The organism is Rhizobium sp. CFBP 8752, assembly GCF_014842035.1.
GTDB lineage: Bacteria > Pseudomonadota > Alphaproteobacteria > Rhizobiales > Rhizobiaceae > Neorhizobium > Neorhizobium soli.
Genome location: NZ_JACYUZ010000001.1, coordinates 164247 through 177175, shown reverse-complemented (window position 1 = coordinate 177175; position 12929 = coordinate 164247). Strand labels below are relative to the sequence as shown.

Below are 12929 nucleotides of genomic sequence, written 5' to 3'. Positions count from 1 at the left end.
TCAGCGAAGCCGGAAACCCACGATATGCACACGCCGCCGTTAAACATCCTGCGACGCGGGCCATAGACGGCACTTGCCCGTTAGTTCGCCAATGTCTACATGTCTGTCAACAAAGAAATGGAGACGTGAATGCTCGCCCTGTTTCAGACCATTGACTTGGCCTTGAACCTTTACACCTGGATCTTGATCGCCAGCGCCATCTTTTCCTGGCTGTTCGCCTTCAACGTGATCAATTCGAGCAACCAGTTCGTCGATGCAATCGGCCGGTTTCTCTTCAATGTCACCGAGCCTGTCCTCGCGCCGATCCGCCGGGTCATGCCGAACCTCGGTGGTATCGACATTTCGCCCATCATCGTGCTTCTGATCATCTTCTTCATTCGCTCGCTGATGTGGACCTCGATCTATCCTGCTCTCGCAGGCTGAAGCCAAAGACTTTCAGCACGGACACGGTCGGCCCGCGGTGGGAAATTTCCCGCGCGGGCCGTTTTTGTTTTGGGCTTACGAGCTGAAACAAAAAATCCCCCGGCTCGAGACGAACCGGAGGATTTTGGAAGCGATCAGCGGTAAAGATTATTTCTGAGCGTTGAAGCGTTCGATCGCCGCGACGATCATTTTCTTGGCGACATCAACGTCCTTCCAGCCTTCGATCTTCACCCACTTGCCGGGCTCCAGATCCTTGTAATGCGTGAAGAAGTGCTCGATCTGCTTCAGCGTGATTTCTGGCATATCGGTGTAGTTCTTGATCTTGTCGTAGCGCTGGGTCAGCTTCGGAACCGGCACGGCAATGATCTTCTCGTCCTTGCCGCCGTCGTCTTCCATCACCATCACGCCGATCGGGCGGACATTGATGACGCAACCGGGAACCAGCGGGCGGGTGTTGCAGATCAGAACGTCGATCGGATCACCATCCTCGGACAGCGTATGCGGCACGAAGCCGTAATTGCCCGGATAGGTCATCGGTGTGTACAGGAAACGGTCGACGATCAGCGCGCCGGCTTCCTTGTCCATCTCGTACTTGATGGGCTGGCCGCCGACAGGTACTTCAACGATTACGTTGACGTCTTCAGGCGGATTCTTGCCAACAGAAATTGCATCGATGCGCATAGTCTTCCCCGATGAGGTTTACGAACTTGTGAACCGTCGATAGCGGGAATTGGCTGGCAAGGCAACACAGGTTTGCCGCCAAGGTTAAGTCGTGGCGCACCTTTCCGCCCCGAAGTCAGTGCCAGACGAAACCAATCTTCTTTAGGGACTTTCCGTCGAAGTCCTCCATGCCCTCTGCAAGATCCGCCCCGCCATGGGATCGCAGAAAGCGGACGGCATGCTCGCTGTCTTCCAGGCACCAGACGACCAAGCCCTTGCAGCCAAGCGATTTCAGCAGCCTGCGGCTTTCGCCGAACAGGCGGCGGCCGAGGCCGACGCCCTGATATTCCGGGCGCAGGTAGATCTCGTAGATCTCGCCGTCATAGGGAAGCGCACGGGCGCGGTTGAGGCCGATCGTCGCATAACCCGCGATAACGCCACCGATATCCAGAACCAGAAGCGTCGCCGGCCCGCGGACGGCCTTGCGCCACCAACCCTCGCCGCGGCGCTCCAGCATCTGGATCAGCGGCTTGTGCGGAATGAGGCCGGCATAGGCTTGCGACCATGCCTGGCGGTGCACCTCGGAGATAGCCGGGGCGTCTTGCGGCTCCGCACGCCTGACATCGATCGATAACGTTTTCATAACGCGATTCTAGGTCCTGCCATGGGCTCTCCGCCATTCCCGAGACCCGGGTAAAGCGGATTGCCCACAAGCTTCTCATGTGGACGATGGCAAGGAGGTTAACGCATTTTTTACCTTCGCCACAAGCGTGGCCCAGACCAAGCCACAAAAAAAACCCGGCATTTCTGCCGGGGTCTTGGATGGTCTTGGGAGGCGCGCTGTTAGAGAGCGGCCTTCGACTTGTCGAAGCGCTTGCGGTCGTTTGCGTCGAGATAGATCTTGCGCAGGCGGATCGACTTCGGCGTGACTTCCATCAGTTCGTCGTCCTGGATCCAGGACAGCGCGCGGTCGAGCGTCATGCGGATCGGCGGCGTCAGGCGAACAGCTTCGTCCTTGCCGGCCGAGCGGATGTTGGTCAGCTGCTTGCCCTTGAGAACGTTGACTTCGAGGTCGTTGTCGCGGGTATGGATGCCGATGATCATACCGGCATAAACCTTTTCGCCTGGCTCGATGATCATCGGGCCACGGTCTTCCAGGTTGAACATCGCGTAGGCGACGGCTTCACCGGACTGGTTCGACAGGAGAACACCGTTGACGCGACCGACGATCGCACCCTTGTAAGGCTGATAGTCGTGGAACAGGCGGTTCATGATCGCCGTGCCGCGCGTGTCTGTCAGAAGTTCCGACTGGTAGCCGATCAGGCCGCGGGTCGGCGCGTAGAATACCAGGCGAACGCGGCTGCCGCCGGACGGACGAAGCTCGACCATCTCGGCCTTGCGCTCGGACATCTTCTGCACGACGATACCGGAATGCTCTTCGTCGACGTCGATCACGACTTCTTCGATCGGCTCCAGCGTCTGGCCGGTTGCTTCGTCCTTGTGCATGACGACGCGCGGACGCGAAACGGCAAGCTCGAAGCCTTCGCGACGCATGGTCTCGATCAGAACGGCAAGCTGCAATTCGCCGCGGCCGGACACGAAGAACGAATCCTTGCCGTCAGACTCTTCGATCTTCAGCGCAACGTTGCCTTCGGCTTCCTTGAACAGACGGTCACGAATGACGCGGCTGGTAACCTTGTCGCCTTCGGTGCCGGCAAGCGGGCTGTCGTTAACGAGGAAGGACATGGTAACGGTCGGCGGATCGATCGGCTGCGCTGTCATCGCTTCGGTGACCGCAGGATCGCAGAACGTGTCGGCAACCGTACCCTTGGAAAGGCCAGCGATCGCTACGATGTCACCAGCATGGGCTTCTTCGATTGGCTGACGCTCGATGCCGCGGAATGCGAGGATCTTGGAGATACGGCCGGTTTCGACGGTCTTGCCGTCCTGCGACAGAACCTTGACGGCCTGGTTCGGCTTGATCGAGCCGGATGCGATGCGGCCCGTGATGAGACGACCGAGGAAGGGGTTGGCTTCGAGAAGCGTACCGATCATGCGGAACGGGCCTTCGCCGACATTCGGCTCCGGAACGTGCTTCAGGACCAGATCGAGCAGTGGTGCAAGACCTTCATCCTTCGGACCTTCTGGGTTGACGTTCATCCAGCCATCGCGACCCGAACCGTAGAGGATCGGGAAGTCGAGCTGCTCGTCGGTGGCGTCGAGGTTCGCGAACAGGTCGAAGACTTCGTTGATGACTTCTTCGTGGCGACCGTCCGGACGGTCGATCTTGTTGATCGCGACGATCGGGCGAAGACCGACCTTCAGCGCCTTACCGACCACGAACTTGGTCTGCGGCATCGGGCCTTCCGAGCTATCGACCAGAACGATGGCGCCATCCACCATCGACAGGATGCGCTCGACTTCGCCACCGAAGTCGGCGTGGCCGGGGGTGTCGACGATGTTGATGCGAACACCCTTCCACTCGACCGAAGTTGCCTTGGCGAGAATGGTGATGCCGCGTTCTTTTTCGAGGTCGTTCGAATCCATCATGCGCTCGACGGTGCGCTGATTGTCGCGGAACGAGCCGGACTGCTTCAGAAGTTCATCGACAAGGGTCGTTTTGCCGTGGTCGACGTGCGCGATAATCGCGATATTCCGCATAGCCATTTTTAGATCTCGGATGTTTCGGGGCGCAGATCGACGGACCGCACCTATTTCGTTGGCGCGCTCATACCCTGTTTTTCGCAAATGCGAAAGGGGGCGAGCGCGATCTGCGATCAACGCCCGCTCTTCATCTTTTAAAGATAATGGCTTTTGTCAGCCGTCTCCGCCCGAAAGCTCGGCCATGATGGAGAGGCCCCGCTTCTTCAACATTGCGGTCGGATCCGGCAGTTTGCCGCGGAAGGCTGCATAAGCTTCTTCCGGATCGATCGAGCCGCCGACCGAATAGATATTGTTCTTGAGCTTGCGCGCCGTCACCGGATCGAAAGCATTGCCGACCTCCTCGAACGCGGCAAATGCATCCGCATCAAGGACTTCCGACCACATGTAGGAATAGTAGCCGGCCGAGTATCCGTCACCGGCAAACACGTGCTGGAAGTGCGGCGTGGCGTGGCGCATGACGATCGAGGCCGGCATGTCGAGCTCGGCCAGCACCTTGGCCTGCACCGCCATCGGGTCTTCGACCGTGCTTTCCTGGGTGTGGAAAGCCATATCGACCAGTGCCGACGAGGTGAATTCCACCGTTGAGAAACCGGCATTGAATGTCTGCGCGGCAAGAACCTTGTCGAGCAGCGCCTTCGGCATCGGCTCGCCGGTCTTGTAGTGGACGGCATATTTCTCGAAGATTTCCGGCACCGTCAGCCAGTGTTCGTAAAGCTGCGACGGCAACTCCACGAAATCGCGCGAGACGCCAGTGCCCGAAACCGAGGGATAGGTCACGTTGGACAGCATGCCGTGCAGCGCATGGCCGAATTCATGAAACAACGTGCGCGCATCGTCGAGCGACAGAAGCGCCGGCTTGCCTTCGGCAGGCTTTGCGAAATTGCAGACATTGTAGATGATCGGCAGCTCACCTTGCATGCCGTTCTTCAGCGTCAGCTTGTGCTGCGACTGGAACGAACTCATCCAGGCGCCGGAGCGCTTCGACGAGCGAGCAAAATAATCGCCTAGGAAAAGCGCTTTTAGATTGCCTTCCTCGTCATGGATTTCGAATACCCGGACGTCAGGATGATAGACCGGCAAGCCCTTCACCTCGACAGCCTTGATGCCGAACAGCCGCTCGGCCACATCGAAGGACGCCTCGATGATCTTCTCGATCTGGAGATAGGGCTTCAGCTCACTCTCGGAGAAAGAGAAGGTCCGCTCGCGCAGCTTTTCGGCGTAGTGGCGCCAGTCCCAGGGCATGACCGGATGATTGCCGCCCGCTTCCGAGATCAGACCTGAAAGACTTGCCTCTTCCTCCAGCGCTTTGGTGCGGGCCTTCTGCCAGACCTGGCCGAGCAGACCGTTTACCGCCTTCGGTGTCTTCGCCATCGTGTTGTCGAGCTTCAACGCGGCGTAATTCTCATAGCCGAGCAGCTTGGCCTTTTCGGCCCTCAGCGCCAGCGTTTCGCGAACGATCGCGACATTGTCCCGCTCGCCGCCATTTTCGCCGCGCGCCACCCAGGCCTTGAACGCCTGTTCGCGCAGATCCCGGCGGGTCGAGAAGGTCAGGAACGGTTCGATGATCGAGCGCGACAGCGTGACGAGATAGCCTGAGCCCTCGCCGCGCTCCTTGGCAGCTTCCGCCATCGCCTCTTTCACAAAAACCGGCAGACCCTCGAGATCGGCTTCTTCGGTCAGTTTCAACGACCAGGCCTTTTCGTCGCCGAGAACATTCTGGCCGAAGCTCGCCCCGAGACCGGCAAGCGTCTCGTTGATGCTCGACAGCCGCTTCTGCTGGTCCTCAGGCAGATTGGCGCCTGATTTGACGAACCCCTTCCAGTGACGTTCCAGCACCCGCTGCTGCTCGACCGTCAGATCAAGGTCGTCCCGCTTCTGCCAGAGGGCGTCTATACGCGCGAACAGTTCGGCATTGGTGCCGATCTTCGAATAGTGGCGCGACATCTTGGGTGCGATTTCGCGTTCCAGCGCCTGGATCGTATCGTTGGTATGCGCACCCGCCTTGCCCCAGAAGACCGACGAAACGCGCGACAGCTCGTCGCCGGCGATTTCCAGTGCAACGATCGTGTTTTCGAACGTGGGCTCATCAGAATTGCCGGCGATTTCCGCAATTTCTTGCTCGTGCAGGGCGATGGCGGCATCGAAGGCCGGTGCAAAATCCTCGTCCTTTACCTGATCGAAGCGCGGCAGGCCATGATGCCCGCTCCAGTCGAAAAGCGCAGAATTCGCTGAGAAAGTTGCCATTGGGTCGTCCTTCACTGTGCTGCTTCGGTATCCAGTCTAAGTGCATAGAGCGACCATATATAGGCAGGCGCGGCAAGGGCTTCATCTGTCGAAGCAGATTTTTGGGACGCACATCGCGCCGAAATGGCCCCGCCATGCGGTTTCCCGGCTTTTCGATTTGCCTCGTCGGGGAAAGATAGTAAGGCAGCCTTATGAAGCTCGCGATTGAACAGTGCCCGACAACACCCGGCCAGGACGTGCACGGTGAAACGCTTGGCTTTCTGATCGCCGATGCGGCGCGGCTGTTGCGCACGGCTTTCGAACGTCGCATCGCCCAGGCGGGCCTTGGCCTCACCGCCGGCGAGGCAAGAGCGTTGATCCATATCGCGCAAGTCGACGGAAGCCGCCAGCTCGACATAGCCTTGCGCATGGGCGTCGAACCGATGACGCTCTGCGCCTATCTCGACAGGCTGCAGGCGCTTGGCCTTATTGAGCGGCAGCAATGCTGCGCCGACCGGCGGGCAAAGCGCATCATGCTGACATCGACCTCCGCCGACATGCTGGCTGCAATCCAGCAGGAACTGCGCGCCATCATCACCTGCGCCACTGAAGGCTTCGATGCCGAAACCGCGACACGCATCGCAGCGGCCATGAAAATCTTCAACGGCAACCTGCAAAGCTTCAATTCTTCTCAGGCCGACATTGATGACGGCTGATACGCTGGCCGCCTCCGCAACGACTCCGCCCAACAGGATGACCGCGCTGCGAACCACGCTGCTCGGCGCGCTGCTGACGGCGATCGGCCCGGTCTCGATGGCGATCTACACGCCGGCGATGCCGGAACTCGTGAAAGCCTTCGGCACGTCGGAAGCGGCGATCAAGCTCAGCCTGACGCTTTACTTCGGCGGCTTCGCCGTCGCACAGCTTCTGGCAGGCCCGGCATCCGATGCATTCGGTCGCCGCTCTGCCAGCATCGCATTTTTGCTGATCTACCTCGTTGGTTCGCTGATGGCGGTCTTTGCGCCCTCGGTCGACTGGATCCTGGCCGGACGGCTGGTGCAGGGGATCGGCGCTTCCGTCGGCATGACCGTTGCCCGTGCCGCGGTTCGCGACCAGTTCGTCGGTTTTGAAGCCACCCGAATCATGAACATGATCGGCATCATGCTGGCGGTGGGTCCAGCAATCGGCCCCACGATCGGCGGCCTGTCGCTGTCGGTATTCGGCTGGAAATCCGTCTTCGTGCTGATGGTCATCTTCGGCGTTATCGTGCTTGCAAGCTGCCTGCTGTTCCTCAAGGAAACAACGGTTCCCGACCGAAGCCGGCTCAGACCCTCGACCCTTGTCGCGACCTACGTTTCGCTTCTGAAGGACCTGCGCTTTCTGCTTCCTTCGCTTGTTCTCGGCGGCGCGATCGGCGCGCTCTACGCCCAGGGAACGATGCTTCCCTTCGTGCTGATCGGTGAAGTGGGGCTGACCCCGACGCAGTTCGGCCTCGGCATGCTCATCCAGACCGGCGCTTTTCTCAGCGGGTCGATTGCACTGCGGCTTGTGTCCGGGCGCATCAGCGGGCCGACGACGGTGGTGATCGGGCTCATGTTCAGCGGTATCGGGGGCACGATGATGGCGCTTTCCGTATATCTGCTGCCGCCATCCTTCCTGTCGATCATGCTGCCGGTCGGCGTCTCCACCTTCGGCATCGCGTTCATCTCGCCCTACACAGTGACGGTCGGCCTCGCCCCATTCCCGAAGACGGCAGGCTCCGCTTCCGCACTGATGGGTTTCATCCAGATGGGCGGCGGCTTTGTCGGCGGCCTTCTCGCCGCTTTTTTCGGCGACCCGCTGACGGCGATCGGCACGATCATTCCCGCCATGGAATATATCGCCGTCGGCAGCTACATCGCGTACCGGATCATCAACCGCCGCCAATGACAAAAGCCCGCCTCCGTTTTCGGAAGCGGGCCTCTAAGACTAATCCGATGCGAGGGCGCTTAGCGGAGTTGGTTGCGCTTGGCGAGCGTACGCAGGCGCAGAGCATTCAGCTTGATGAAGCCGGCTGCATCCTTCTGATCGTAGGCGCCCTGATCGTCCTCGAACGTGACCAGCTGGTCGGAATAGAGCGACTTCGCGCTCTCGCGGCCGATGACCATGACGTTGCCCTTGTAGAGCTTCAGCGTCACTTCGCCTTCCACATGCTCCTGGCTCTTGTCGATCATGGCCTGCAGCATCTCGCGCTCCGGCGAGTACCAGAAGCCGTAATAGATGAGCTCGGCATATTTCGGCATCAGCTCGTCCTTGAGGTGAGCTGCACCCCGGTCGAGCGTGATCGATTCGATGGCGCGGTGAGCGGTGAGCAGGATCGTGCCGCCGGGGGTCTCGTAGATGCCACGCGACTTCATGCCGACGAACCGGTTCTCGACCAGATCGAGACGGCCGATACCGTTGTCGCGACCGTAGGTGTTGAGCGCAGCGAGCAGGGTTGCCGGAGACATCTCGACGCCATTGATCGAGCAGGCATCGCCCTTGCGGAAGCCGACCTTGATGGTTGTCGCCTGATCCGGTGCTGCTTCCGGAGAAATCGTGCGCATATGCACGTATTCGGGAGCCTCGACCGCCGGGTCTTCCAGCACCTTGCCCTCGGAAGACGAGTGCAGCAGGTTGGCATCGACCGAGAACGGCGCTTCGCCCTTCTTGTCCTTGGCAACCGGGATCTGGTTCTGTTCGGCGAAGTTCAGAAGGTCCGTGCGGCTCTTGAAAGCCCAGTCGCGCCAAGGCGCGATGACCTTGATATCCGGGTTGAGCGCATAGGCCGACAGCTCGAAGCGGACCTGGTCGTTGCCCTTGCCGGTCGCGCCGTGCGCGATGGCATCAGCACCGGTCTTGCGGGCGATCTCGATCAGGTGCTTGGAGATCAGCGGCCGTGCGATCGACGTGCCGAGCAGGTAGACGCCTTCATAAACGGCATTGGCACGGAACATCGGGAAGACGAAGTCGCGGACGAATTCCTCGCGGACGTCCTCGATATAGATCTCCTTGATGCCCAGCATCTCGGCCTTCTTGCGCGCCGGTTCCAGCTCTTCGCCCTGACCGAGATCGGCGGTGAAGGTCACCACTTCCGCATTGAGTTCGGTCTGCAGCCATTTCAGGATGATCGAGGTGTCGAGACCGCCGGAATAGGCGAGAACGACCTTTTTTACGTCTTTCGGAAGTGCCATGTCGAATTGTCCGTCTGCGGGTGGCGGCGGTTGGATCAACCGTCGTGTCTGGGATGGCGCACTTTTAGCGAGTTTCAAAAGCCGCGCAAGAAAAACCCGGAAGCGACCGCGTCAGAGATGGCGCGACAGGTTCATGCGTTGATGGAGGATGCGGATGATCACGACCTGGGTTTTTGTCTCACGATAGATGATGAAGTGAGACCGATAGGTCAGCGCCAGATACCCGGTCTTGATCCCGCGCACATGCCGGCCGCGTCGTTCGCCCGCAGCGAGGATCCGGCACGCCTGCCTCAGGCTGAACGTATAGTCCTCAGCCTGTTCGAAGCCCCAGAATTCTTCCGTATGATCGTAAATCCCATCAATATCGGCGACGGCGTTCGGCGCAAAAACCAGCGCCTTCATGGCTGCAGGCGCCGCGCCCGCTTCTGCTCTATGAATTCATCGAAATCAAACGGCTCTGGCTCACCAGAATCTTCGCCTTCTTGGATTGCCGCGCGGATGGCCTCCAGCGAGGCCGCGTCGCTTTCCTGCAGCATCCGCAGAGCGTCCTCGATCACTTCGCTGGCGGAGCCATATCGTCCGTCTTCGACCTGCTTTTCAACAAAGGCGGCCAGTCTTTCGTCAACTTTGATAGATCCAAGTTCGCCCATCATGCCGGCTCCGGTTCGGTCTCGCGTCATGTTGACGGATCTGCTGTAGCATACCATATCGCGCCGAGCCGTTGAACACCTTTGGGTCTCAGAACAGCCCGAACCTTCGAACGCCAAAACCTTTCAACAGAAGCGTCAAAGAGGAGACTTTCCATGTCCATCACTCACCCTGCTCTGAAGAAAGACAATGTCGCCGTCGTCACCGGCGCCGCCTCCGGTATCGGCCTTGCCGCTGCCAAGGAATTTGCGAAACTTGGCATGTGCGTCGTCCTCGCGGATCTCGAGGGCGACCGGCTGTCAGAGGCCTGCCGCGAGGTGGCCGCCCTTGCCGACGATGGCGAGGCCGATATCGTGGCAATCGGCACCGACGTCTCGAAGCCGGCGGAGATCGAAGCTCTGGAACGTGCCGTTCTGCAGCGCTTCGGCCGGGTGCACGTGCTCATGAACAATGCCGGCATCCAGCCCGGCAGCAGCCTGTTCGGCCCGCAGGTCAACTGGGACAACGTTCTGGCCGTCAACCTGATGGGCGTCGTCAATGGCAGCAGAACCTTCGGTCCCCGCATGATCGCCCATGGCGAACCGGCGCTGATCATCAACACCGGCTCGAAACAGGGCATCACCACGCCGCCCGGCGATCCCGCCTACAATGTCTCCAAGGCCGGCGTAAAAGCCTTTACCGAAGCCCTGCAGCACGAATTGCGCAACATGCCCGAATGCAAAGTCAGCGCCCACCTTCTCATCCCCGGCTTCGTCTATACCGGACTGACCAAGGGAGACCGCACCGAAAAGCCCGATGCCGCCTGGACCTCAGAACAGACGGTGCAGTTCATGCTGGAAAGTCTCGAACGCGGGGATTTCTACATCCTTTGCCCGGACAACGACGTCGACCGCAAGACGGACGAGCGGCGTATGGCCTGGGCGATCGGCGACATCATCGAAAACCGTCCGCCTCTGTCGCGCTGGCATCCGGACTTTGCGGATGCATCAAAAGAATTCATCAGCGGCAGTTGATCGACAGGTTTGGCAGGACTTCGAAAGCCGGATAAAAAGCGACAACCGTCATCCGGCTTTCGAGGACACTTAATGGAATTCCTGCCAAGCCTTGCATCGCTTCTGGCCTTCACCGCAGCCGGCTTGCTTCTGGCTCTGACGCCTGGGCCTGATATGACGCTGTCGATCAGCCGGGCGCTTGCGCAGGGGCGCAGATCGGCACTGTTCGTGGTGCTCGGCACCAGTCTTGGCGTCGTCTGCCACACGCTTCTGGTCGCTTTCGGCATCTCGGCGCTGATTACCGCCTCGCCCACCGCCTTCTTCATCCTGAAAACCGGCGGCGCCGCCTATCTGCTGTGGCTGGCGATCCAGGCGATCCGCTTCGGCTCCAGCTTCTCCGTCGAAACCGTGGAGCGCGCAACGGCGAGCCCGCTCGCAAATATCTCGATCGGCTTTTGGGTGAACATCCTCAATCCGAAGGTGATCATCTTCTTCATGACTTTCCTGCCGCAGTTCGTGACGGCGACAGATCCGCATGTGACGGGCAAGCTGGTCTTCTTCGGGATCTTCTTCATCGCCATCGGCATGCCGGTAAACCTGATCGTCGTGCTTGCTGCCGATCGGCTTGCAAACTGGCTGCAGAGAAATCCGAAAGTCCTGCGCGGCCTCGACTACACCTTCGCCGGCGTGTTCTCTGTCTTCGCCGTGAAGATCTTCATGACGCAGTCGAGATAAGGTCGCCCCTTCGTTTCAAACTACCTTCGCTTCGCGTCGAAGGACGACTCTTCTGTTACTCCCCCTGGCCGCGGGTGGGCGGGGCACCAATTCCGATGTCGGACTGCGGGCCATGCGGGTATTCGACGCTGTGGGAATGGGTGGTCTTTTCGGCCGTCATCGGCCCGGAAAAGCCTCCGGCACCATAGAAGGCGAGATGCAGGCCCCAATAGCCACTCATGAAAACCACGATGGCGACAGCCAGCCCGGCAGGGATGGCCGAAAGCTTCTGCTTCAGTCCGGGCAGCAGCCCGTCTGCCCGGTTCTGGTCGCAGGCAACCGCCACCAGGATGGCGGTGATCAAACCGTGGCCGATCAGGTCGATACGCCCGAACGGCAAGACGGCCGAGGTGAAGATGACGATCATTGCGATGGCCGAAAGGCGGCGGATAAGCGCGGTCCAGAGAAGACCGAAGCCCATGGTGAATTCGGCGATACCGGCCATGGGAATAAAGACATCGCGGGGCATGCCCATCGTGAGAAAGGGCTTTTCCAGCACCAGCGGATAGAACCATTCGGGATAGGCAAATTTTTCGAGGCTCGACCACATGAGCGCGACGGCTAGCCCCCAGCGCAGCACTTCAAAACGGTGGACACGCCAGTCGTCTATCATCGGCTCAATGATCAGGTAGGCGGCAACGCCGAGCCCGAGCGCCAAATAGTCGAACAAGTGGAAGAGATCGTAGTCCCGCGCCGCGAGCAGCCATAGGGCAACAATTCCAAGGCCGGCGAAAGGCATGGTCCGCCGCGAGAAGATCAGGGCAGCGATCAGCAACTGCAGCCAGGACACCCATTCGGCAGGCGTCTTCAGGTCCGGCGTCAGGTAAACGCCACCCGTGGCAAAGATCGCGACGAAGAACGAGGCAATGACGACGCGGACATAATCGTCGATCCTCGCCCAGAGCGGCGAGGTAAAGCGATCAAGCGCTTCGAAGATCAGCGGTCCAAAACGGCTGGTTTCTATGACCCGGGCTGCGGCGAAACAAACGAGAACAAGTGCGATCGCCACCCAAAACCAGATATCACGCAGAACAGTTTCGACCGGCTGCAGTGGCGCACCCACGATGTAGGGTGCGAACCATTTCACATGCGCTTCTGCGGTTGTGGAAATTAAGGCAGTAACTATCGTTCCGCCTGTTAGTGATACATAAAATGCAGACTTCCTAATGGGATGCTGAAACATGGCGGCATCTTCCGGTTGCACCTGGATGAGCCACATCGATATCAGATTATTGCAGACTGCATATGACCCCTACAACGGAATCAAGCGCATTTGCGACGCGCCAGGCGGCATTTTTGCCGCCCATCGAGCGCTTGGTGTCGGAAACGAAAG

General features: G+C 59.6%; 13 protein-coding genes. 5 read left to right on the top strand and 8 right to left on the bottom strand.

The features are described from left to right. The first annotated feature begins 129 nt into the window (after positions 1-129). Positions 130-423 (top strand): YggT family protein, encoded by a 294-nt coding sequence (locus tag IFT59_RS00810; RefSeq protein ID WP_062462428.1) that lies wholly within the window; start codon positions 130-132, stop codon positions 421-423. A gap of 147 nt (positions 424-570) precedes the next feature. Here the strand turns inward: IFT59_RS00810 and ppa are convergent, their stop codons facing one another. From ppa to IFT59_RS00790, 4 genes are all read right to left on the bottom strand, one after another. Next, the gene (ppa, locus tag IFT59_RS00805; RefSeq protein WP_062462425.1) at positions 571-1104 is read right to left on the bottom strand and encodes an inorganic diphosphatase; all 534 of its coding nucleotides are present in this window, start codon (positions 1102-1104) and stop codon (positions 571-573) included. Between the two features lie 115 nt (positions 1105-1219). Continuing rightward, positions 1220-1726 (bottom strand): GNAT family N-acetyltransferase, encoded by a 507-nt coding sequence (locus IFT59_RS00800; RefSeq protein WP_062462422.1) that lies wholly within the window; start codon positions 1724-1726, stop codon positions 1220-1222. 200 nt (positions 1727-1926) lie between these two features. Next, entirely contained in the window at positions 1927-3750 is a 1824-nt protein-coding gene (typA, locus tag IFT59_RS00795) for a translational GTPase TypA (RefSeq protein WP_062581654.1), read from the bottom strand. Positions 3751-3900: 150 nt separating this feature from the next. Continuing rightward, entirely contained in the window at positions 3901-5991 is a 2091-nt protein-coding gene (locus IFT59_RS00790; protein ID WP_192085706.1) for a M3 family metallopeptidase, read from the bottom strand. A gap of 191 nt (positions 5992-6182) precedes the next feature. On the opposite strand from IFT59_RS00790, the gene IFT59_RS00785 reads away from it, so the two are divergent. Then, positions 6183-6686, top strand: coding sequence for a MarR family winged helix-turn-helix transcriptional regulator (locus tag IFT59_RS00785; RefSeq protein ID WP_192085704.1), 504 nt, complete (start codon positions 6183-6185; stop codon positions 6684-6686). 37 nt (positions 6687-6723) lie between these two features. Continuing rightward, positions 6724-7899, top strand: coding sequence for a multidrug effflux MFS transporter (locus IFT59_RS00780; protein WP_062581648.1), 1176 nt, complete (start codon positions 6724-6726; stop codon positions 7897-7899). A gap of 59 nt (positions 7900-7958) precedes the next feature. On the opposite strand, the gene IFT59_RS00775 is transcribed toward IFT59_RS00780, so the two are convergent. The 3 genes from IFT59_RS00775 to IFT59_RS00765 all read right to left on the bottom strand — a co-directional run bounded on the left by IFT59_RS00775 (position 7959) and on the right by IFT59_RS00765 (position 9835). Continuing rightward, a complete protein-coding gene (locus IFT59_RS00775) occupies positions 7959-9182 on the bottom strand; it encodes an argininosuccinate synthase (RefSeq protein ID WP_113111722.1) in 1224 nt (407 codons plus the stop codon). A 111-nt stretch (positions 9183-9293) separates the two neighbouring features. Beyond that, positions 9294-9584, bottom strand: a complete 291-nt coding sequence (locus tag IFT59_RS00770) for a type II toxin-antitoxin system RelE/ParE family toxin (RefSeq protein ID WP_062462402.1) — start codon at positions 9582-9584, stop codon at positions 9294-9296. Beyond that, the gene (locus tag IFT59_RS00765; protein WP_245341568.1) at positions 9581-9835 is read right to left on the bottom strand and encodes a type II toxin-antitoxin system ParD family antitoxin; all 255 of its coding nucleotides are present in this window, start codon (positions 9833-9835) and stop codon (positions 9581-9583) included. Before IFT59_RS00765 ends, IFT59_RS00770 begins: the two co-directional genes overlap by 4 nt. Positions 9836-9985: 150 nt before the next feature. Between IFT59_RS00765 and IFT59_RS00760 the strand changes: the two genes are divergently transcribed. Both IFT59_RS00760 and IFT59_RS00755 read left to right on the top strand, forming a co-directional pair. After that, the gene (locus IFT59_RS00760; RefSeq protein ID WP_192085702.1) at positions 9986-10843 is read left to right on the top strand and encodes an SDR family NAD(P)-dependent oxidoreductase; all 858 of its coding nucleotides are present in this window, start codon (positions 9986-9988) and stop codon (positions 10841-10843) included. A gap of 72 nt (positions 10844-10915) precedes the next feature. Then, positions 10916-11557, top strand: a complete 642-nt coding sequence (locus IFT59_RS00755; protein ID WP_062462396.1) for a LysE family translocator — start codon at positions 10916-10918, stop codon at positions 11555-11557. A gap of 55 nt (positions 11558-11612) precedes the next feature. On the opposite strand, the gene IFT59_RS00750 is transcribed toward IFT59_RS00755, so the two are convergent. Then, complete coding sequence (locus IFT59_RS00750) at positions 11613-12683, bottom strand: hypothetical protein (RefSeq protein WP_342366065.1); 1071 nt, start codon at positions 12681-12683, stop codon at positions 11613-11615. Between the last annotated feature and the right edge of the window lie 246 nt (positions 12684-12929).

Bases quoted from the DNA above. Each gene is read 5' to 3' on its own strand.
- IFT59_RS00775 (WP_113111722.1), bottom strand. From the start codon at position 9,182: ATGGCACTTCCGAAAGACGTAAAAAAGGTCGTTCTCGCCTATTCCGGC.
- IFT59_RS00760 (WP_192085702.1), top strand. From the start codon at position 9,986: ATGTCCATCACTCACCCTGCTCTGAAGAAAGACAATGTCGCCGTCGTC.
- ppa (WP_062462425.1), bottom strand. From the start codon at position 1,104: ATGCGCATCGATGCAATTTCTGTTGGCAAGAATCCGCCTGAAGACGTC.
- IFT59_RS00765 (WP_245341568.1), bottom strand. From the start codon at position 9,835: ATGATGGGCGAACTTGGATCTATCAAAGTTGACGAAAGACTGGCCGCC.
- IFT59_RS00800 (WP_062462422.1), bottom strand. From the start codon at position 1,726: ATGAAAACGTTATCGATCGATGTCAGGCGTGCGGAGCCGCAAGACGCC.
- IFT59_RS00810 (WP_062462428.1), top strand. From the start codon at position 130: ATGCTCGCCCTGTTTCAGACCATTGACTTGGCCTTGAACCTTTACACC.
- IFT59_RS00790 (WP_192085706.1), bottom strand. From the start codon at position 5,991: ATGGCAACTTTCTCAGCGAATTCTGCGCTTTTCGACTGGAGCGGGCAT.
- IFT59_RS00785 (WP_192085704.1), top strand. From the start codon at position 6,183: ATGAAGCTCGCGATTGAACAGTGCCCGACAACACCCGGCCAGGACGTG.
- IFT59_RS00770 (WP_062462402.1), bottom strand. From the start codon at position 9,584: ATGAAGGCGCTGGTTTTTGCGCCGAACGCCGTCGCCGATATTGATGGG.
- IFT59_RS00755 (WP_062462396.1), top strand. From the start codon at position 10,916: ATGGAATTCCTGCCAAGCCTTGCATCGCTTCTGGCCTTCACCGCAGCC.
- IFT59_RS00780 (WP_062581648.1), top strand. From the start codon at position 6,724: ATGACCGCGCTGCGAACCACGCTGCTCGGCGCGCTGCTGACGGCGATC.
- typA (WP_062581654.1), bottom strand. From the start codon at position 3,750: ATGGCTATGCGGAATATCGCGATTATCGCGCACGTCGACCACGGCAAA.